Here is a 20157-nt window from a genome sequence, read left to right as displayed (position 1 = left end):
ACCGATCGCGGAAGCCGGAGTGACATAAGGACCAAACAATGTCCGGTGGCGATCCGTTCGTGTTTCAAAGCGATCCATACGACGTTATCGACTCGGTCCTAGCGCCGTGGGCGAGCAAGCACGCCATAAAGGTGGCTAAGCTCGACCGCGAATACCATGTGCGCTCGGTCTGGGTGTTCGACCGACTTGGCGATGCGCGGGCTCAAATGTGGCTTGAACTCCCGAATGCACAAGGCGAAGTGCTGCGCTTGATCCCTCTAGCCTGACCAAATGGGGACAGCGAGAAGAGCGTCGAGCGACCCTGTCGACGCTTGAAGCTGTCCTTGAAGAACTGCGACCACTGATATTCGATTGGAGTGGTCCGGGCGCCTTCACGTAGATACTCATTCGCTAAAACAGAAACGGAGGCAATGACGCCTCCCTTTGCATTGAGTCCGCCGCCGCTTCGCCGCCGGTACCGGCGCCCGAGCGTAAGCGGCAGTAGCGCCTCTCTCCTCCGTCATTTCGAGCGAAGCGAAGCAATCCAGACTGTCTCCGAGGAGGCAGCCTGGATTGCTTCGTCGCAAGGGCTCCTCGCAATGACGGAGCGGCGGGATTGCGCGCCGGCCTCGTAGCCCGGATGGAGCGAAGCGCAATCCGGGACCGTCCCCGCATTCCGCTGCGCTCCATGCGGGCTACGATCGTTCCGCGCAATGAGCAGCCCCAAACAAAAAACGGAGGCCGTGAGGCCTCCGTTTTCTCATTCGCTATTCGTTGTCGCTACGAGCCGCTTACCCCAGCCGTCCCGCCGCATGCGCGAGCAGGGTGTAGACCAAACCCGTCTCCGAGGTCAGGTGGTTGCGCAGCTCCTGCGGGCCGCGGCCGTCGCGGGCGACTTCGTCGAGCAGGCGTTCGAACTCGGCGACGTAGCGATCGACCGTGCCCTTGAAGTTGCGGTCGGAGCGATATTTGCGGGCGACTTCGTCAAAAGCCTTCTGGCCGGCGGGCGTGTAGAGGCGCTTGGTGAAGGCCTTGTTCTCGCCGCGCTGGTAGCGATCCCACATCTCGGACGCAAGGTTGCGGTCCATCAGCCGGCCGATGTCGAGCGACAGCGACTCCAGCGGATTGGCACCCTGAGGGGCCTGCGGCTGCGGAGCGGGTGCAGCGCGGCCACGCGGGGCCTCACGTCCGGTCGGAGCACCCTGGTTGGCGTCCGTGCGGTTCAACAGGTCGGACAGCCAGCCGTCGCGGCCCTGGTCGTTGCCGGCCGGCGCGACCGGCGGCGCTTCGGTGCGGCGCGAAGCCGGCATGCCGAGGTCCGGCGGCGGCAGCGTGGAGGCGCTGCCGGTGTCGCGCATGCGCGTTTCGGTCCCGCGGCCGCCGACGGCTGCCAGCGCAGGCTCTTCCTGGCGCTGCACGGTGGCGCGGCCCGTCGTGGTGACGTCGAGGCCGCGGCCATGCTGGGCCACGATGCGGTTGAGCTCGGCGAGCGCCTCGATCTGGTCGACGATCACCTTGCGCATCTGCGCAGTGCTCTCGGCGGCCTCCTGCGGCATCTCGAGCACGCCGCGGCGCAGCTCGTTGCGGGTGGCTTCGAGCTCGTTGTGCATCTCGAACGCCATCTGCTTCATGCTGGAGACCAGGTTGCCGAACTTCTCGGCCGACTGCTTGAACATCGCATCCGCCTCATCGGTGGTCTGGCGGTAGATGTCGTGCATGGAGTCGATGGTCTGGCGATGCTCCTCTTCGGACGCCGACCGCACCGCCTCGAACTGGCGGGTGATCGCGGCCGAGCCTGCGCCGGCGGTCTCTGCGACGACGCGGGCGATGTCGCGGGCACGCTCTTCGGCGGCGGCCAGCGATTCATCGAGCAGGCCGGTGAAGCGCGACAGGCGCTGGTCGAGATCGGTCGTGCGCAGGTCGATGGTGGTGACGAGCGATTCCAGCGCCTGCTTGCGTTCGGCCAGCGAAGCGGTGGTGTTCTTGTTGCTCTGCTCCACGACCTGGGCGGCATCGACAAGCGCCTTGCCGTGCGCGTCGAACTGGGTCGACAGTTCGCCGAGATCCAACAGCGCCCGCGTGGTCTTCGTATTGAAGACGTTGAGCTGGTCTTCCAGGTTCTGCGTCGCAGCCCCGTTGCGCGAGGTGACGTCGTTCATCGCCGAGACGAAGTCGGCGACGCGCGTCACCAGCGCCCGCTCCAGCGAGTTGAGGTTGTCGTGCGCACCGGTCAGCACCTCCTGGAGGAGGATGTTGCCTTCGCGCAGTCGCTCGAATAGGGCCACCGTGTCGGTGCGCAGGATCTTGCTGGTCTCCTGCATCTCGGTGACGGCCGCAATCGAGACCTGGCGCGACTGATCGATCGCCGCGCGCGAGGACTGCTCGAGGTCCTTGAGCGACTTGTTGACCGCACCGGTCGCCATTTCGCTCGCCGAGTTGATGGTGCGGGCCACTTCGGAGCCGTTGCCCATCATGGTTTGCGAGAACGCATGGCCGCGCGTTTCGATCGACTTCAGCGCGTCGGAGGTGACGCGGTCGATGTCGAGCGTGAGCTGGCTGGTCTTCGAGCCGATCGCGTCCACGAGCGAGCCGCGCTTGGCGTCGATCATGTTCGCGAGACGGTCGGCCTGCTGCTGCACATAGGTGACGATCTCGTCGGTCTTGCCGGTCATGGCCTGCCCGAAGCTGCTCGAGGCGGAGAGCACCGAGCGCTCGACGTCGGCCGAGCTCGACTTGACCCGCGAGCTCGCCTCGTTGGAGGCATTGATCAGCGCATTCTGGGCGTTGAGTGCGCTGGTCTGGATGTCGTTGGTCGCGTTGGTCGTGGCGGTGCTGAGCGTGCGCTCGATCTCGGTCGAGATCGTGCGGATCTGGCTTGCGGCGTCGGCCGACGTCGAGGTCAGCGACGTCTGCGCCTCACGCGCGCTGTTGAGGATCGTCGAGGCGGTGTCGGCGCCGACCGAGGTCAGCGTGCGCTCGATGTCCGTGGTCAGCGACTTGATCTGGCTCGCAGCGTCCGTCGAGGCGGAGATCAGCGTGCCCTGGGCTTCGCGCACGCCGCTGGTGAGCGCCTCGATGGTGGCGCCGCCGGCGGTCGCCAGCGCGCGCTGCATCTCGGCCGCCAGCGAACGGACCTGGCCGGTCTGTTCGGCAGAGACCGCAAGCAGGGTGCTCTGGGCGTCGCGGGCGCTGGTCGTGATCGTCTCGGCGGTCGACTGGCCGACCTGCGAGAGCGAGCGGTGAACTTCCGCCGCGAGCGACTTGACCTGGCTCGCCGCATCCGAGGATGCCGTGACCAGGGTGTTCTGGGCCTCGCGAGCGCCGGTCGTGATGGTCTCGGCCGTCGCGGTGCCCGCCATCGAGAGCGAGCGCTGCACGTCGGACGAAAGCGCCTTGATCTGGTTGGCGGTCTCGCTCGAGGCCGCGATCAGCGTACCCTGCGCATCGCGGGCGCCGGCGGTGATCGCCTCGGCCGTGGTGGAGCCGGCGAGCGACAGCGAGCGCTGTACGTCGGCGGTGAGCGTCTTGACGTGGTTGGCGGCGTCCGAGGAGGCGGTGACGAGCGTGGTCTGCACCTCGCGGGCGCCGGCCAGGATCGATGCCGCGGTGGCCGAGCCTGCCGCCGACAGCGTGCGTTCGACGTCGGCCGCGAGCCCCTTGATCTGGTTGGACGCATCGCCCGAGGCCGAGACCAGGGTCGACTGCGCCTCGCGGGCGCTGGTCAGGATCGAGTTCGCAGCACCGGTGCCGACCGCGGTCAGCGCGCGCTCGACCTCTGCGGAGGTCATCTTGAGCTGGGCGTTGACGTCGGAGGAGACCGTCATCAGCGACTGCTGGGCGGTGCGCGCACCGGTCTGGATCGTCTCGCTGGTGTTGACGACGAGGTTGGTGAGCGAGCGCTCGGCGTCCTCGACATGCGAGCGGATCGCGGTCGAGATCATCTCGGCGCGGGACATCATATCCTCGCTGGCCTGGCGTCCGCTGCTCTCGATGCGGCCGGCGACGGCCTCGACCCGCGAGCCGAGCAGGTCCTCGAACTGGGCCACGCGCACATCGATGTCGCTGGCGACGGAACCGACCTTGGTCTCGATGGCGTGGTGGATATCCTGGAAGCGCGCCGTGACCGTGTCGGTCAAATGCATGCTGCGGCCGTCGATGACTTCGGTGACGCCGGTGATGCGGCGGTCGACAGCCTCGATCGCCTGCGCGGTACCGTCCGTGAGCGTCGCCGTCAGGAGGGTGAGGCGCGTGTCGATCGACTGCACGGCCTGCGAGGCGCCGTTGGTCAGCGCGGTGTTCAGGTAGGTAAGGCGGGAGTCGATGGACTCAAGTGCCTGCGATGCGCCGCCCGTTAGCGTCGTCGTGAGGTGGGTCAGCCGCGTGTCGATCGTCTGGATCGTCTGCGAGGCGCCGTCAGTGAGCGTCGACGTGAGGTGGGTGAGGCGAGAGTCAATGGACTCGAGCGCCTCGGACGCGCCGCCAGTGAGCGTCGTCGTGAGGTGCGTCAACCGTGTATCGATCGACTGGATCGCCTGCGTGGCACCGTCGGTCAGCGACGTGGCGAGCGTGTTGAGGCGCCCGTCGATGGTCTCGGTGACGGACTTCGCGCGGGTATCGAACGACTGTTCGAGCGCGGTGACGCGGCCGCCGAGCTGCTCGTCGAAGGTCTTGATGTGGCCTTCGATCGTACCGTCGAGGCTGGAGATCTTGCCGTTCAGCGAGGAGTCGAGGTTGGTGACACGTTCGCCGATCGTGGTCTCGAACTGGACCAGGCGTTGGTCGAGCACAGCCGTGATCGCGCCGCCGTTGGAGGTGAAGCGGGTGTCGAAATTGTCGACATAGGTCTTCAGCGTCTCGTGGATGTCGTGCGTGCGCTGGCCCATGCGCTCGACGATCTCACCGCCGAAGGTCTTCACGGTGCGGTCGAACTCGGAGATGTGGCGCGTGATCAGCGCACCCAGCGTGCCGGAATCGCGGGCGAACTTCTCGACCAGCTCAGAACCCTGGTTCTTCACCAGCTCGTCGAACGCGCTCATCTGGAGCGAGAGCGAGTCGTGCGCGGTCTCGGTCTGGCTGACGACCTTGGCGACCAGCGTGTTGACGGTGGCGTCGAGCGCCTCGCTCGCTTTGTCGCCGGAGGTCATGATGTGGCCGGCGAGCCGGTTGCCGGCGTCGTCGATCTTGGCGGAGAGGTCGTTGGAGCGCAGCTCGAGCTCGAGCAGCAGCGAGTCGGACGAATTCTTCAGGCTATCGTGCACCTGCTCGGTACGCTCGGAGATGCCGTCGACGATCGCGGCGGAGCGCTGCTCGAACTCGCCGGTGATGCGGTCGATACGCTCGTTCAGCATCTCGTGGACGCGGTCGGCCAGGTCGACGAACTCGTCGTGGACGTGGCCGGTCTTGAAGTTGAGACTGGTGGTCAGCCGCTCGCTGGCATCGAGCACCGCGCGTGTGGTCTCGGCGCTGGCCTCCTCGAGGCGGTCGAGCAGGTCGCCTCCGCGCTCGCCGAGCGCCAGGATCATGTTGTCGCCGGCATTGCTCAGTGCGCCCGTGATGTGGGCGCCGCGCTCTTCCAGCGCGCCGGTGATGGACTTGGCGACCTCGTCGACGCGCGAGGCGATCGCATCCGAGATCAGCGCGATGTCGTGGCGCAAATCGATCTGCACGCCGGAAATGGCGCTGCGGACCTGCTCGGCCTGGCCGACCAGATTGTCGCGCTGATGCGCGATGTCCTGGAGCAGGGCGCGGATGCGCACTTCGTTGTCGGAATAGGCGCGTTCGAGCGCCGCAACCTCGTTGGCGACCAGCGTCTCGAGCTCGCCGGCGCGCGCAATCGCGCGCTCGATGCCGTCGCCCATCGCCGCGACCTCGCGGCGAATCGCCTGACCAACGGTGACCATGGAATCGGAGGCCGAGCCTTCCGGCTCGGAGAAGCGGATCGCGACCTGGGCCATCGCCTGCGCGACCGAGCTCATTTGCTGGCCGCGCCAGACGAGGCTCGCCAGGAAGTAGAACAGCATGATCGGCGCGAAGAACATCGTGGCGAGGCCGGCGATCGCCAGCACGCCGCCGCTCTCGCCCATAGCGGCCCGAATCGAGGGCAGGAAGCCGACCGTCAGCGCGGCGCAGGCGGCCAGCCAGATCACGGTGAAGATTGTTGCGCCCGTGTAGATGCTGCGGGCAGGGCGGCCCGTCTGCAACGACTGGAGGAGCTGGCCGATGGTTTCGCGGTCGTCATTGGCGGCGCGGCGCGACGAGCGCGGTTCCTCGATCTGATCGAACACGTTGCGTTCGTTGGCGGCGGGGCGCGGCTCGAACACCGGCTCGTCGAACACGGGGGGCATTGGCGGCGCTGTTTCGTTCCGCGCCGAGGCGCTGCGGCTGGTATCCGCGGCCGTGTCGCTGATGTTCAGGGCTTCCTGGATCGCAGAAAGCGCAACTTCTGTGGGGTCTTTGACCTTTTTCGGAGTGTTTGCCATGTTCAGTCCGAGCCCTCGTTACTTGTACGCGTCCCCCCGCGAGCCCCGCGCGCTACGCAAGCCCACAGTCCGGATCATGCCGCTTGCGCGGGTCTCCGAGCCGTCCCCACCCGGACGGCTTGTCCGCCAATTTCTGCAACATCCTATTGGCAGAGCGTCGCGAATGAAATGGCTGCGATTAATACAATCTTAATCATCGTTAACAGGAACGCGCCGTAACGCCTTAGCCCTCAATGAAATTCTCCACCGAACTTGGCCGATTGCGGCAACTTTTCGTCAATAAACCGGCAGAATTACGCAAAATGGCCGGAACAATTCGTTAACCATTTCCATGCTTGGGTGAGACGAAAGCTCACCGCCGGACCGGCGGAACATCCGCGATGCCGGGGCCCGCGCCATGACGCCTGAACTGCAACGGATGGACTGGATGCCTTCGCCCCCGCTTGCGCCCATCGACAGCCCGCTCGATTTCGACCACCTCTCGCGCATGACGCTCGGCGATGCCGAGCTGGAACAGGAAGTGCTCGCGATGTTCGCCGAGCAGGCGGTGCGTCTGCTCGCGACGATGGCGGCGCTGCCGACCGAGACCGGTGCACTCGCGCACAAGCTGAAGGGCTCGGCGCGCGGGATCGGCGCCTTTGCGGTGGCAGACGCCGCCGCCAGCCTGGAGACCGCGATCCGGACCGGCCACGACCGGCCCCATGCCTTCGCCGCGCTGAAAGAGGCGGTCGCCGAGGTCCGTGCTGCAATTGCCGCGATCCTGAAGCATTAGGCTGCCCCCACCGGTGCGGGCGGCCTGCGCACTAGTCTTTTGTTTTGACGCGTTTTCTTCCCGCGAACCGGTATCCACTTCGCATCAAAACCCTATGGCGCCGGCCTGATCGACCCGTTATAGGACAGCTCGGACCCTCCTTTTTCCCCAAGATCGCGGCAGCACGAGCACACATGGCCAAAATTCACTTTGTCGATCACAAGGGCGAAACCCGTACGGTGGACGTCGAGAACGGCGCCACCGTGATGGAAGCCGCCATTCGCAACAGCATTCCCGGCATCGAAGCCGAATGCGGCGGCGCCTGCGCCTGCGCGACCTGCCATGTCTATGTCGACGAAGCCTGGCGCGAGAAGGTCGGCAGCCCGACGCCGATGGAAGAGGACATGCTCGACTTCGGCTTCGACGTGCGTCCGAACTCGCGCCTGTCCTGCCAGATCAAGGTGAGCGACGAGCTCGACGGGCTCGTGGTGGCGACGCCGGAACGCCAAGCCTAAGCACGCCTCTTTAAGAGTGCATGATCTTTCCGGAAAATCGCTACACACTTTTCCGGATCATGCATTATGCGGCTGGCGGCGCGACCGCGATGCCGCGCTTGTGCCAGGGTCTCAATTTCTCGATCACCTCTGCGGTGAGCGGCGCAGGCCGCCGCGTCACCTCGTCGAGCATGACGCCGACGGACGTCGCCGACGCGATGCACTTGCCTTCCGAAAACACCACCTGCTCGAAGGTCACCGAAGTCCGCCCCAGTTTCACGACACCGAGGCCGAGCTCGATCGTGCCCGGCCAGCGCAGCTCGGCGCGGAAATGCATGTCGAGCCGCACCATGATCCAGGCGAGCCCCGGCGGCGTCAGCCCGTACTCCGGGCTCTTCATCAGCGTAACGCGGCCGGTCTCGAAATAGGTGGCGTAGACCGCGTTGTTGACGTGCTGGTTGGGGTCGAGATCGCCGAAGCGGACATTGTCGCTGAGGCGAAAGGGAAAGTCCTCCAGGCGCGGCGTCGTATCGAGGCGGCTTGGTGCGTTCACCGGTTGATCTCCGTCATATCCATCCTCGTTACAGCCCAGTTATTTTGACCCGGCAAGTGGGCGCGGCTGCGGGGCGCTCCCGCTTTTATGCCTTCCCTGATCCATTCCCGTTGGCTAGACAGGCAGGGTCACCTCTGCCCGCCGGGCGCCGTCCAACCGATAACGACCGATAAAGAGACGACATGAGCGACGTGATCAAAACCGATGTGCTGATTATTGGCGCCGGCCCCTGCGGTCTGTTCGCCGCCTTCGAGCTTGGCCTTCTCGACATGAAGACGCATTTCATCGACATCCTCGACAAGGTCGGTGGCCAGTGCGCCGAGCTCTATCCGGAAAAACCGATCTACGACATTCCCGGCATTCCGCAGGTCTCAGGCCAGGGCCTCACCGAGGCGCTGATGGAGCAGATCAAGCCGTTCCATCCGACCTTCCATCTCGGCGAGATGGTGGAGACGCTCGAGAAGATCGGCGATCCCCTGTTTCGCTGCACCACCGACGCCGGCAAGGTGTTCGAGTGCAAGGTCGTGGTGATCGCGGCCGGCGGCGGCTCGTTCCAGCCCAAGCGCCCGCCGGTGCCGGGCATCGAGGCCTATGAAGGCAGTTCGGTGCACTACGCCGTGCGCAAGATGGAAAATTTCCGCGACAAGCACGTGCTGGTCGTCGGCGGCGGTGATTCCGCGCTCGACTGGACGCTCAATCTGCATCCGCTCGCCAAGCGCATCACGCTCTTGCATCGGCGTGACGATTTTCGCGCGGCCCCCCACAGCGTCGAGCAGATGCGCGCGCTCGTGGCGGCCGGCAAGATGGATCTCCGGCTCGGCCAGGTCACGGCGCTCTCCGGCACTGAGGGCAAGCTCACCGGCGCGACCGTCAAGGGCAACGACAACGTCATCACCGAGGTCGCCTGCGACACCATGCTGCCGTTCTTCGGACTGACCATGAAGCTCGGTCCGGTCGCGAATTGGGGCATTGCGCTCGAGAATAATCTGGTGCCGGTCGAGACGTCCGCGTTCGAGACCAACGTGCCCGGCATCTTCGCGATCGGCGACATCAACACCTATCCCGGCAAGATCAAGCTGATCCTGTGCGGCTTCCACGAGGGCGCGCTGATGTCGCAAAAAGCCCACCGCTACGTCTATCCCGAGAAGCGGCTCGTGTTCCAGTACACGACTTCGTCCTCCAGCCTGCAAAAAAAGCTCGGTGTCAACTGACCGCGGCGGGAGCGGGAAGGCCGCGCCCCATGTTTCTGGCGCTGGAATCGTTCGCGAAATCGCCGTAGTCTGCGGCCATTCCGGTCGTGGCTTAGCAAGGTGATCATAATGCGGAATCTCTTTCCCGGTTTTCGGCTGCTCGCGTTCCTCGCGCTCGCGCTGTTGCTCAATGCGGTGAGCCCGGCTGCGGCGCAAGTCCCGGCTGCGGGCACGGCCCAGCCAACCGCCGCAGGTCTCTGGCAGAAGGTCGAAGACGGCAAGCCGGTGGGATGGTTCCTCTTCATCGACCACAACGGCATCTTCGAGGGTGTCATCGCAAAAACCTTTCCGCGCGACGGCGACGATCCGAACGAGGCCTGCACGAAATGCGCGGACGATCGCAAGAACCAGCCGGTGCTCGGGCTCTCCTTCATCCGCGACATGAAGCGTGAGGGGTTGAAGTATGAAGGCGGCAATGTGGTCAATCCGCGCGACGGTAATATCTGGAAAGCCAAGATGACGGTGAGCCCGGACGGGCAAGTCCTGACTATGCGCGGCTTCCTCGGCATCTCCCTGTTCGGCAAGGATGAGACCTGGCAGCGTCTGCCGGACGCCAGCATCGCCGAGGTCGATCCCGCCATCATCGCCAAATATCTGCCCGCGCAGGCTGCCGCGACCAAGCTGCCGCCCGCACCCGCGGCCAAAAAGGGCGGCGCGATGATGGCGCCGGCGGCGAAGAAGTAGGGGCGCTTCGCCTTCGCCGCCCTAGGTCTGACGCACCGCGGTCATTCCCCGAGAAAGCAGGAAATCCAGCGCGGCTTTTCGCGACCGGAAACGTGACACTGGTTTGCAGCCACATCCGTCGAAAGACGTGTGCGCGACCTGCCTGCGCCAGTAGTTCCCCGGAATGCGCGCTGGCGCTGGATTTGCATAGCTATCGTCAAAAGCTGCTGGGGAGCGACTCGCTGTTCTCCACGCCTGCCGTGCATCGCGCGGGCGGCGGGTGGCAGCGTCTGTTGTCCCTCGCGGCGCCCATTGCGACCCGCGGGAAGACGATATGAGACTTGCAAGACCATGCACAGCGACGCTGCTGGGGCTGATGACGCTGCTGGCGACATCAGCGCTGGCGCGCGACGACGGGCGCTACGCCAACTCGCCATTGAAACCCTGGTTCGAGAGCCTGCGCAGCGAATATGGGCAGTGCTGCTCGGACGCCGACGGCTATGTCGTCGCCGATGTCGACTGGGAGTCCGATCAGGGACACTACCGCGTGCATCTCGACGAGGAGTGGATCGTCGTGCCCGACGGCGCCGTCATCAACGAGCCGAACAAGATCGGCCGCACCATGGTGTGGAAGCACTATATCGACGGCCACCCGCGCGTGCGCTGCTTCATGCCGGGTAGCATGACGTAGAGGTCGCTCCTAGAATCTGTACGTCACACTGCCGAGCACGGTGCGACCGATGCCGAGGAAGCAGTCGCCGCGTGCCAGGCACGTGGTGACGTGACGCTTGTCGAACAGATTGCTGGCATTGACCTGGAGCCGCCACGGGCCGGTCTCGTAACGAACCATCGCGTCGAACAGGGTGTAGTCGGGCGTGCGGATGGTGTCGGTGCCGTCCCAGGACGTGCCGATATAGCGTACGCCGCCGCCGAGCGTGACGCCGGGCAGGCCGAGCAAAGTGAGGCGATACTTCGCCCATAGCGAGGCCTGTTGGCCCGGCACGGTCTCGACATGCTTGCCGGCATTGTCGCCGCTCTCCACGCGCGCATCGAGATAGGTGTAGGCACCGATCAGGTCGAGCTCCGGCGTGACGCGCGTCAGCACCTCGAGCTCGGCACCGCGGATGCGCACCTTGCCGGTCTGGATCGAGAGCAGCGGATTGTCGGGATCGCTGGCGAGCCGATTGCGCTCGGTGGTGTCGAAGATCGCACCGTTGATCGCATTGCCCGGTGTCGGATTGTACTTGAATCCGAGCTCGACCATCTCGCCGCGCTGCGGTGCGCAGACCGTGGCGCAGACACCGCTGCCGAAGACCGGATTGAACGACTGCGCATAGGTCACGTAGGGCGTGACGCCGAACGGCAACTCGTACATCAGCGCGGCGCGGCCTGTGGTCGCCTGGTAATGCTCGACCGGAGAGCCCTGCGTGTCACTGGTGACGTAGTCGTGGCGCAGGCCGAGCACGGCAAGCCAGGGGCCGAGCCGCAACTGGTCCTGCGCATAGAGGCCGAGCTGGCTCTGCCGCAGATCCGGCTCCGCCGACATGGTTGGTGGCGTGACGCCGGTGTAGACCGGTGCGTAGAGATCGAACGGCGTCGCATCGTAGCCGCTGCCGGACGAAGCGCGCTCCTTGTAGCCGCGATAGTCGACGCCGAACAACGTCTTGTGCAGGAGCGCGCCGGTTGCGAATTTCAGCTCGGCATTGTTGTCCGAGGTGAAATTGTCCTTCACGCTGTCGCGGGCCCAGATGTAGCGCGCCACCGTGCGCCGCTCGGCGTCGAGGAACGGATTGTCCGGATTGGAGTAAACATCCGGATACAGGCCGTGATAGATGCCCTCGACATGCGCATAGCGCATGTTCTGCCTGACGGTCAGCGCATCGCTGAAGCGGTGCTCGAACAGGCTGGAGACTGCGCCGGTCTCGGTCTGGTAGCGGTCCCAGCCGGGTTCGCTGGTGAAGCGGCTGACCGGAATGAAGCCGTTGGGGCCGGGATAGAGCGTGCCTTCATGCGGCAGGAAGGCGGTGGTCGAACCGGTGGTGTCCTTCTGATAGGTGCCGAGCACGGTCCAGCTCGTGTTGTTGGTCGGCCGCCAGGTCAGCGACGGCGCGAGCAGGATGCGGTCGTCCTTGACGTAGTCGGTCTGCGTGTTGCTGTCGCGGAATACGCCGACGAAGCGATAGAGCCACTCGCCGTCCTTGGTCAGCTTTCCCGTGGAGTCGAGCTGCACTTGCTTGCGGTTGAAGCTGCCATATTGCACGCCGATCTCGTTGGCGGACTCGGCCTGCGGGCGCTTCGAGATCAGGTTCAACAGGCCCGCGGTCGAGGTGTCGCCGTAGAGCACCGAGGAGGGGCCGCGCAGCACTTCGATGCGCTCGAGCGTATAGGGCTCCGGCCGCCATTCGTTGAAGTTGAAGGTGTTCACCACGCGGGTGCCGTCGAGATAGATGTTGGGGTCCTGGCCGCGGATGCGCGGATAATCGCCGCGCGAGTCTGCGCCGTAGGCGTCGGCGAACACGCCGGGCACGTAGCGCAGCGATTCCTGCACGTTGGTCGCGCCCTGGTCGGTGACGCGGTCGGCGGTGACCACGCTGATCGATTGCGGCGTCTCGCGCAGCGGCGTGTCGGTCTTCGTGCCGGTGCCGCTGCGGGTTGCGACATAGCCGTAGACGTGGCTCGTCGCGGTTTCGGCGCTGGTACCGGCTGCCGGCGCATCGGCGCCCGATGGTGCGTGCTGGGCCTGACGACGGCGGTTTGCTGCTTGAGCGGCCTGCCTGGAGCGCACCGGACGCGTGCGCGCCGCGGGCCGCGATTGCTCGACGACCACTGCGGGCAGCTCCCGCGACGATGATTGCGCCTCGGCTGGCGCTGCGTCCATCAAGCCCGCCAACAGCGGCAGTGCGCCGCCGATCAATCCCGCCGTCGTCCTCAGATACGTTGTCATTCGCGACCCCATCATTTACGCGGGGACGACTAACAAGCGCAGCTTGGGGCTTGAAGTGCAGGAGGGACGCAATAGTCCCTCAATCATCAGATTTGGAATTAGTATTCATATAAACGGAGTGCGCGCCGATTGATGTCGGCGCGCGGATGGGTGATTGTGAAAATGGGAGCAGTGCGCGTTGATCAGCGCTGCTCGCTCATCGCGTTCGCGCTATCGCAACGCGACGCTGATCGCGCCTTATGCGCCGAGCCTGGACTCTCGCACCACCGCATCCGCGCGGTGGCGCAGATCCGGATTGAGTGCAAGTCCGAGACCGGGCGCGGTCGGTGCAGACACGATGCCGTTGTTCACGATGGGCAGCGCCGTGACGAGGTCGCGATACCAGGTCGATAGCGTCGCGCGCACGACCTCCTGGAAGATCGCGGTCGGCGCATGCAGCGCCAGATGCAGACCCGCCATCAGCGCCACCGGGCCGGTGCAGTCGTGCGGGGCGAGCGGCTTGTTGTAGGCTTCCGCGAGCGCTGCGATCTTGCGCGCCTCGCTCAAGCCGCCGCACCAGGCGATGTCGAGCATCACCACGTCGACGGCGTCGGCCGCGAGCAGATTGCGGAAGCTTGCTGCACCCGCCAGCGTCTCGCTGCCGCAGATCGGCGTCTTGACGCGCCGCCTCAAGTCGGCGAGGCCCCGAACGTCGTCCATCTTGTTGAGGGGATCCTCGACCCAGAACACGCCATAGTCCTCAAGCGCGCGGCAGATGCGTTCGGCAGTGTGCGCGCCCCACAGGCTGTGCAGCTCGCACATGATCTCGATGCGATCGCCGACGGCGTCGCGGATTTTTCGGAACGGCTGCAGCCCGGTCTTCAAATCGGTGAGCGAGATCGCGTGGCCGCCGTTGGCGGCAAAGGGATCGAATGGCCAGATCTTCATGGCGCCATAGCCTTCGCTGACGAGACTCTCGGCGAGCGCGCCGGCGTCGCGCATGAAGGCGATCTGGTCGTCATAGGGGCCGAGCGCGGCATCATCAGTGCCGATCTCGCGGCGTCTGGCGCTCTTGGTGTTGTAGGCGTAGCCGGCGCAGGTGTTGTAGGCGCGGATCTCCAGTCGGCTCGCGCCGCCGAGCGCCTCGTGCACGGGAATGCCGTGGCGCTGGCCCTTGAGGTCCCATAGCGCGATGTCGATGGCACTGGCCGCGCGCACCTCGGCGCTGACACTGTGAAAGCCGAGATAGGGCGTCAGCAACTGGCGTGAGACCGCCTCGATGCGACGGGAGTCCTGGCCGAGCACCAGCGGTGCTGCGAGCTCGTGCACGGCGGCCTCGACGGCCTGCACGCCGCGAAAGCTCTCGCCGAGGCCCGTCAGCCCTTCATCCGTCTCGATCTCGACCCAGATCAGGTTCGGCCGCTCGTCGATGCGGATCGTGCGCAGGGTCGTGATGCGGGACATTGAGGTCCTCTTGGTCTTGCGGGCGCCGTTGCCGGCGCTTCAGGTCACCGGCGCCGGATTGAACAGCGTGAGATCGTTGTGGATGCCCCAGCGGTCCGACCACGGTTTGGTGCGGCCGCTCGCGACGTCAAGGATCAGGCGGAACAGGTCCCAGCCGGTTTCCTCGATGGTCTTCTCGCCGGTGGCAATGCCGCCCGCATCGAAATCGATCAGATCCTTCCAGCGCCGCGCGAGCTCAGTGCGGGTTGCGACCTTGATGACGGGCGCGGCCGCGAGCCCGTAAGGCGTACCGCGGCCAGTGGTGAACACCTGCAAGGTCATTCCGGAGGCGAGCTGGAGCGTGCCGCAGATGAAGTCGGACGCAGGGGTCGCCGCGAACAGCATGCCCTTCTGCGTCGCCTTCTCACCGGGCGAGAGCACGCCGGTGATGGCGCTCGATCCGGACTTGACGATCGAACCGAGTGATTTCTCGACGATGTTGGCGAGGCCGCCCTTCTTGTTGCCGGGCGTGGTGTTGGCGCTGCGGTCGGCGCCGCCGCGGGCCAGATAAGAATCGTACCAGGCCATCTCGCGCACCAGCGCGCGGCCGACGTCCTCGTTGATGGCGCGGCGGGTCAGCAACTGGATGGCGTCGCGCACCTCCGTCACTTCCGAGAACATCACGGTGGCGCCGGCGCGTACCAGCAGATCCGCGGCGAAACCGAGGGCGGGGTTGGCGGTGACGCCGGAGAATGCATCGCTGCCGCCACATTGCAGGCCGATCACGAGATCGGCGGCCGGGCAGGTCTCGCGGGTGCGCTTGTTGAGGATCTTTAGGCGCGCCTCGGCCTGGGTCGTGATCGCGTCGACAATAGCGCCAAAGCCGTCAAACGCCTCGTCCTGCATGCGCACGATGGCATTGCTGATTCCTTCCGGCACCAGCCGCTCAGGCGCGAGCTTTTCGCAGCCGAGGCTGATGACCAGAATCTCGCCGCCGAAATTCGGGTTGAGCGCGAGGTTTTGCAGCGTGCGGATCGGCACCACCGCATCGGGCGCGTTGATCGCGACGCCGCAGCCATAGGCATGGGTCAGCGGCACGACGTCGTCGACGTTCGGATATTTCGGCAAGAGCTCAGTACGGATGCGCTTGACCGCATATTCCATCGTGCCCTTGACGCATTGCACGGAGGAGGAAATGCCGAGGATGTTCTTGGTGCCGACCGAACCGTCGGTGTTGCGGAAGCCTTCGAAGGTAAAGCCTTCGAGTGGCGGAAGCGGGGCGGGGACGGCGGTGGAGATCTCCAGCTTGTCGAGGTCAGGTGCCTCCGGCATGCGGATGCGCGCCTCATCGACCCATTCGCCGGCTGATATCGGCGAGAGCGCGTAGCCGATCACCTCGCCATAGCGGATGATCGGCGCGTCCTGTGCGATGTCGACCAGCGCCGTCTTGTGCCCCTGCGGCACAAAGGCGCGCAGCGTCAGCCCGCAGGCGAAGCGGGAGCCGGCGGGAAGCCCGAAATCATTGACCACGATCGCGACATTGTCGCGCGCGTTGAGCTTGATGTAGCGGGGCTGCTCTTTCGCTGCGACGTCCTGGTCCATGCGCTTTCCTCAGAAGCCGAAGTCGTAGGGTGGGCAAAGGCGCAACGCGCCGTGCCCACCATGCTTCAACATCGATCGCAAGCGGTGGGCACGCTTCGCTTTGCCCACCCTACAACTACGATCATCACCTATCAGCCGGGATAGGTATAGGCAGTTTTCACCGTCGTGTAGAACTCGCGCGCATAGGAGCCCTGCTCGCGGGCGCCGTAGCTCGAGCCCTTCCGGCCGCCGAACGGCACGTGATAGTCGACGCCGGCGGTCGGCAGATTGACCATCACCATGCCGGACTCGCTGTTGCGCTTGTAGTGCGAGGCGTATTTCAGGCTGGAGGTGCAGATGCCGGAGGCGAGACCGAACTCGGTATCGTTGGAGATCGCCAGCGCCTCGTCGTAATTCTTGGCGCGGATGACTGCGGCGACCGGTCCAAAAATCTCCTCACGCGCGATGCGCATGTTGTTGTTGGCCTCCGTGAACAGCGCCGGCTGGAGATAGTGGCCGGGCGTCTCGCGCTTGAGCAGCTCGCCACCCCAGGCGAGCTTGGCGCCTTCGTCCTGGCCGACCTTGATATAACGCAAATCCTGGTCGAGCTGGCTCTGGTCGACGACCGGGCCGATATGGACGCCGGCCTTGAGCGCGTCGTCCACCATGAGGCCCTTCAGGCGCTCAGCCACGGCCGCAACGAAGCGATCATGGATGCCTTCGGTAACAATCAGGCGGGAAGAGGCCGTGCAGCGCTGGCCGGTCGAGAAATAGGCGCCGTTGACGGCGACCTCGACGGCGGTCTTGAGGTCGGCGTCGTCGAGCACGACCAGCGGATTCTTGCCGCCCATCTCGAGCTGGAATTTCTTCATCGGGTTCGACAGCACGCAGGCCTGCGCAATCTTGCGACCGGTCTGCACCGAGCCGGTGAAGGAGATCGCTGCGACATCCGGATGCTCGAGCAGGGTCTGGCCGACCACGGAGCCGGAGCCGATCACAAGGTTGAACACGCCGGCCGGGATGCCGGAGCGGGTGATGATCTCGGACAGCGCATGCGCGGAGCCCGGCACCAGTTCGGCCGGCTTGAACACGACCGTGTTGCCGTAGCAGAGCGCGGGCGCGATCTTCCAGGCCGGAATCGCGATCGGGAAATTCCAGGGCGTGATCATGCCGATGATGCCGACCGGCTCGCGGGTGAGCTCGACGTCGAGGCCGGGACGCACGGAAGCGCCCTTTTCACCGATCAGGCGCAGCGCCTCGCCGGCGAAGAACGCAAAGATCTGGCCGGCGCGGGCGACCTCGCCGATGCCTTCCGGCAGCGTCTTGCCTTCCTCGCGGGCGAGCAGGCGGCCGAGCTCCTCCTTGCGCGCGATGATTTCGAGCGAAATCTTGTTCAGCGCGTCATAGCGCTGTTGCGGCGTCGAGTGCGCCCAGGCGGGGAAGGCGGCCTTGGCGGCTGCGATCGCCTTCTCGGTCTGCGCCTTGTCGGCCCTGGCGTATTCGCCGACCAGATCATTGGTATTGGAGGGGTTGATGTTCTTGGTGACGCCGGAGCCGTCGACCCATTCGCCGCCGATGAAGTTTTTCAGGATCGCAGTCATGTTGTCCTCCAAGTCATTTAAGGGGCATGATCCTTATCGGAAAACCGGTGCCCACTTTTCCGGGATCATGCCTGAGTTTCTTACCGAACGAGGCAGGGACGCTTGTCGTCAAAGGTCCAGCCGGGGATCAGGTCCTGCATGGCTGTAGCGTCATCGCGGGCGCCGAGTCCATGCTGCTTGTAGAGTTCATGCGCGGCTTCAATGGCCGCGCGGTCGATTTCGATGCCGAGGCCGGGCTTGTCCGGCACAGCGATCTTGCCGCCCTTGATCTGGAGCGGCTCCTTGGTCAGCGCCTGGCCGTCCTGCCAGATCCAGTGGGTGTCGATCGCGGTGACCTTGCCGGGGGCGGCGGCGCCGACATGGGTGAACATGGCGAGCGAGATGTCGAAATGGTTGTTGGAGTGCGAGCCCCAGGTCAGGCCGTTGTCACGGCAGGTCTGGGCGACGCGCACCGAGCCTTGCATGGTCCAGAAGTGGGGATCGGCCAGCGGAATGTCCACCGCGCCGAGGCGCAGTGCGTGCGAAAGCTGGCGCCAGTCGGTGGCGATCATGTTGGTTGCGGTCGGCAGCCCCGTGGCGCGGCGGAACTCGGCCATGATCTCACGGCCGGAGAAGCCGGCCTCGGCGCCGCAGGGGTCCTCGGCATAGGCGAGGATGCCATGCATGTTCTTGCAGAGCCCGATCGCCTCGTCCAACGACCATGCGCCGTTGGGGTCCAGCGTGACGCGTGCGTCGGGAAAGCGTTTTGCGATCGCGGTGACGGCCTCGATCTCCTGCTCGCCGCGGAGCACGCCGCCCTTCAGCTTGAAATCGGCGAAGCCATAATGATCGTGGGTGGCCTCCGCGAGCCGCACCACCGTCTCCGGCGTCATCGCCTCCTGGTGACGGAGGTTGAACCATTCGGGCTTGCCGGTCTCGCCGTTGACGTAGCTGAGCTTGGACTTACGGCGGTCGCCGACGAAGAAGAGGTAGCCGAGCGTCTCGACGCTCTTGCGCTGCTGGCCTTCGCCGAGCAAGGCCGCGACGGGCAGGTCGAGATGCTGGCCGAGCAAATCGAGCAGCGGGGACTCCACGGCCGTGACGGCGTGGATCATGACGCGGAGGTCAAAGGTCTGCTTGCCGCGGCCGCCGGCATCGCGGTCGGCGAAGGCGGTGCGGATGTCGGCGAGGATGTTGTTCATCGCGCCGACGGTCTTGCCGATCACGAGATCGCGGGCGTCCTGGAGCGTCTGCCAGATCTTCTGTCCGCCCGGCACCTCGCCGACGCCGGTGTGACCGGCATTGTCGGTGAGGATGACGATGTTGCGGGTGAAGAACGGCGCGTGCGCGCCGCTCAAATTGAGGAGCATGCTGTCACGGCCGGCGACCGGGATCACCTGCATCGATGTGACGATTGGTGCGCCAGAGATCTCGGTCTGGGCCATCGCACGCTCCTCCCTGTTGTTGTCTGTTATTCTGCAGCCTGTTGTGACGATCGGATGGCAGGCAGCTTTTGCACCAACGCGGCCACTTCCGCGATCTCCTGCTCGGTGAGATCGGTCAGCGGCGGGCGGACCGGACCGGAGTCGCGGCCGATCACCTTCATGCCGGCCTTGATGATCGAGACTGCGTAACCCTTCTTGCGGTTGCGGATCTCGATCAGCGGCAGGATGAAGTTTTTCAGCCCGGCATGGATCGTCGCGTGATCGCGCTTGCGCACGGCGGCATAGAAATTGGTGGCAAACTCCGGAACGAAGTTGAACACGGCCGAGGAGTAGGTCGTCACGCCCATGTCGAGATAGGGCAGCGCGAAGGTCTCGGCGGTCGGCAGGCCGCCGATATAGGTCAGGCGATCGCCGAGCTTGGTGTAGACGCGGGTCATCAGCTCGATATCGCCGATGCCGTCCTTGTAGCCGACGAGGTTCGGGCAGCGCTCGGCAAGGCGGGCCAGCGTATCGGGCTGGAGGATGGCGTTGTCGCGGTTGTAGACGATGACGCCGATCTTCACGGAGGCGCAGACCGCCTCGATGTGGGCGGCGAGGCCGTCCTGTTCGGAATGGGTCAGATAGGGCGGCAGCAGCAGCAGGCCGTCGGCGCCGGCCTTTTCCGCGCCGATCGCGATCTCGCGCGCGATCGCGGTGCCGTAGCCGGTGCCGGCGAGCACGGGCACGCGGCCCTTGGTCTCGTCGACGGCGATCTTGACGACATGCGGAACTTCGGTCGGGGTCAGCGAGAAGAACTCGCCGGTGCCGCCGGCGGCGAACAGGCCGGCGACGTCATAGCCGCACAGCCAATCCATATTGGCGCGGTAGGTCGCCTCGTCGAAGGAATAGTCAGCCTTGAACGGCGTGACGGGGAAGGACAGGAGGCCGGAACCGATCTTCTGGGCCATTTCCTGCGGGGTCATCTTGCTCATGGGCGCTGCTCCCTTCTCTCGTGTTGTCGGGGACGCAACTCGGGC

14 protein-coding genes are annotated in these 20157 nt (G+C 65.3%); 6 read left to right on the top strand and 8 right to left on the bottom strand.

Annotation, left to right across the window (positions count from 1 at the left end; all coding sequences use genetic code 11):
- Nucleotides 1-38 precede the first annotated feature (38 nt).
- A complete protein-coding gene (locus UP06_RS37975) occupies nucleotides 39-266 on the top strand; it encodes a hypothetical protein (protein WP_045008723.1) in 228 nt (75 codons plus the stop codon).
- 504 nt (nucleotides 267-770) lie between these two features.
- Here the strand turns inward: UP06_RS37975 and UP06_RS37970 are convergent.
- A complete protein-coding gene (locus UP06_RS37970) occupies nucleotides 771-6458 on the bottom strand; it encodes an apolipoprotein A-IV repeat region-like domain-containing protein (protein ID WP_045008722.1) in 5688 nt (1895 codons plus the stop codon).
- 397 nt (nucleotides 6459-6855) lie between these two features.
- Here UP06_RS37970 and UP06_RS37965 point away from each other — a divergent pair, with 397 nt between their 5' ends.
- Entirely contained in the window at nucleotides 6856-7230 is a 375-nt protein-coding gene (locus UP06_RS37965) for an Hpt domain-containing protein (protein WP_156163467.1), read from the top strand.
- A gap of 173 nt (nucleotides 7231-7403) precedes the next feature.
- Entirely contained in the window at nucleotides 7404-7724 is a 321-nt protein-coding gene (locus tag UP06_RS37960) for a 2Fe-2S iron-sulfur cluster-binding protein (protein WP_045008721.1), read from the top strand.
- A gap of 64 nt (nucleotides 7725-7788) precedes the next feature.
- On the opposite strand, the gene UP06_RS37955 is transcribed toward UP06_RS37960, so the two are convergent.
- A complete protein-coding gene (locus tag UP06_RS37955; RefSeq protein ID WP_045008720.1) occupies nucleotides 7789-8256 on the bottom strand; it encodes an acyl-CoA thioesterase in 468 nt (155 codons plus the stop codon).
- Nucleotides 8257-8438: 182 nt separating this feature from the next.
- On the opposite strand from UP06_RS37955, the gene UP06_RS37950 reads away from it, so the two are divergent.
- The 3 genes from UP06_RS37950 (at nucleotide 8439) to UP06_RS37940 (ending at nucleotide 10860) form a co-directional block, all read left to right on the top strand.
- Nucleotides 8439-9467 carry an NAD(P)/FAD-dependent oxidoreductase gene (locus UP06_RS37950; RefSeq protein WP_045008719.1) on the top strand — a complete coding sequence of 343 codons (1029 nt, stop codon included), beginning with the start codon at nucleotides 8439-8441 and terminating at the stop codon, nucleotides 9465-9467.
- A gap of 108 nt (nucleotides 9468-9575) precedes the next feature.
- The gene (locus UP06_RS37945; RefSeq protein ID WP_045008718.1) at nucleotides 9576-10190 is read left to right on the top strand and encodes a DUF2147 domain-containing protein; all 615 of its coding nucleotides are present in this window, start codon (nucleotides 9576-9578) and stop codon (nucleotides 10188-10190) included.
- Nucleotides 10191-10503: 313 nt separating this feature from the next.
- Nucleotides 10504-10860 carry a hypothetical protein gene (locus UP06_RS37940; RefSeq protein ID WP_045008717.1) on the top strand — a complete coding sequence of 119 codons (357 nt, stop codon included), beginning with the start codon at nucleotides 10504-10506 and terminating at the stop codon, nucleotides 10858-10860.
- 9 nt (nucleotides 10861-10869) lie between these two features.
- Here the strand turns inward: UP06_RS37940 and UP06_RS37935 are convergent, their stop codons facing one another.
- The 6 genes from UP06_RS37935 to kdgD form a co-directional block, all read right to left on the bottom strand.
- A complete protein-coding gene (locus UP06_RS37935; protein WP_050032623.1) occupies nucleotides 10870-13113 on the bottom strand; it encodes a TonB-dependent siderophore receptor in 2244 nt (747 codons plus the stop codon).
- Nucleotides 13114-13350: 237 nt separating this feature from the next.
- Complete coding sequence (locus UP06_RS37930; protein ID WP_045008716.1) at nucleotides 13351-14556, bottom strand: mandelate racemase/muconate lactonizing enzyme family protein; 1206 nt, start codon at nucleotides 14554-14556, stop codon at nucleotides 13351-13353.
- A 39-nt stretch (nucleotides 14557-14595) separates the two neighbouring features.
- Complete coding sequence (gene garD / locus UP06_RS37925; RefSeq protein WP_045008715.1) at nucleotides 14596-16137, bottom strand: galactarate dehydratase; 1542 nt, start codon at nucleotides 16135-16137, stop codon at nucleotides 14596-14598.
- 131 nt (nucleotides 16138-16268) lie between these two features.
- Nucleotides 16269-17717 (bottom strand): aldehyde dehydrogenase family protein, encoded by a 1449-nt coding sequence (locus UP06_RS37920; RefSeq protein WP_045008876.1) that lies wholly within the window; start codon nucleotides 17715-17717, stop codon nucleotides 16269-16271.
- Nucleotides 17718-17797: 80 nt separating this feature from the next.
- Nucleotides 17798-19141, bottom strand: a complete 1344-nt coding sequence (gene gudD, locus UP06_RS37915; RefSeq protein ID WP_045008714.1) for a glucarate dehydratase — start codon at nucleotides 19139-19141, stop codon at nucleotides 17798-17800.
- Nucleotides 19142-19167: 26 nt separating this feature from the next.
- A complete protein-coding gene (gene kdgD, locus UP06_RS37910) occupies nucleotides 19168-20112 on the bottom strand; it encodes a 5-dehydro-4-deoxyglucarate dehydratase (RefSeq protein WP_045008713.1) in 945 nt (314 codons plus the stop codon).
- Nucleotides 20113-20157: the final 45 nt, after the last annotated feature.

The organism is Bradyrhizobium sp. LTSP857 (genome assembly GCF_000938285.1).
Taxonomy (GTDB): Bacteria; Pseudomonadota; Alphaproteobacteria; order Rhizobiales; family Xanthobacteraceae; genus Bradyrhizobium.
This window is presented reverse-complemented; position numbering and strand designations above follow the sequence as displayed.

Coding starts and splice junctions, on each gene's coding strand:
- UP06_RS37975 (WP_045008723.1), top strand. CDS start 39: ATGTCCGGTGGCGATCCGTTCGTGTTTCAAAGCGATCCATACGACGTT.
- UP06_RS37970 (WP_045008722.1), bottom strand. CDS start 6,458: ATGGCAAACACTCCGAAAAAGGTCAAAGACCCCACAGAAGTTGCGCTT.
- UP06_RS37965 (WP_156163467.1), top strand. CDS start 6,856: ATGACGCCTGAACTGCAACGGATGGACTGGATGCCTTCGCCCCCGCTT.
- UP06_RS37960 (WP_045008721.1), top strand. CDS start 7,404: ATGGCCAAAATTCACTTTGTCGATCACAAGGGCGAAACCCGTACGGTG.
- UP06_RS37950 (WP_045008719.1), top strand. CDS start 8,439: ATGAGCGACGTGATCAAAACCGATGTGCTGATTATTGGCGCCGGCCCC.
- UP06_RS37945 (WP_045008718.1), top strand. CDS start 9,576: ATGCGGAATCTCTTTCCCGGTTTTCGGCTGCTCGCGTTCCTCGCGCTC.
- UP06_RS37940 (WP_045008717.1), top strand. CDS start 10,504: ATGAGACTTGCAAGACCATGCACAGCGACGCTGCTGGGGCTGATGACG.
- UP06_RS37935 (WP_050032623.1), bottom strand. CDS start 13,113: ATGACAACGTATCTGAGGACGACGGCGGGATTGATCGGCGGCGCACTG.
- UP06_RS37930 (WP_045008716.1), bottom strand. CDS start 14,556: ATGTCCCGCATCACGACCCTGCGCACGATCCGCATCGACGAGCGGCCG.
- garD (WP_045008715.1), bottom strand. CDS start 16,137: ATGGACCAGGACGTCGCAGCGAAAGAGCAGCCCCGCTACATCAAGCTC.
- UP06_RS37920 (WP_045008876.1), bottom strand. CDS start 17,717: ATGACTGCGATCCTGAAAAACTTCATCGGCGGCGAATGGGTCGACGGC.
- gudD (WP_045008714.1), bottom strand. CDS start 19,141: ATGGCCCAGACCGAGATCTCTGGCGCACCAATCGTCACATCGATGCAG.
- kdgD (WP_045008713.1), bottom strand. CDS start 20,112: ATGAGCAAGATGACCCCGCAGGAAATGGCCCAGAAGATCGGTTCCGGC.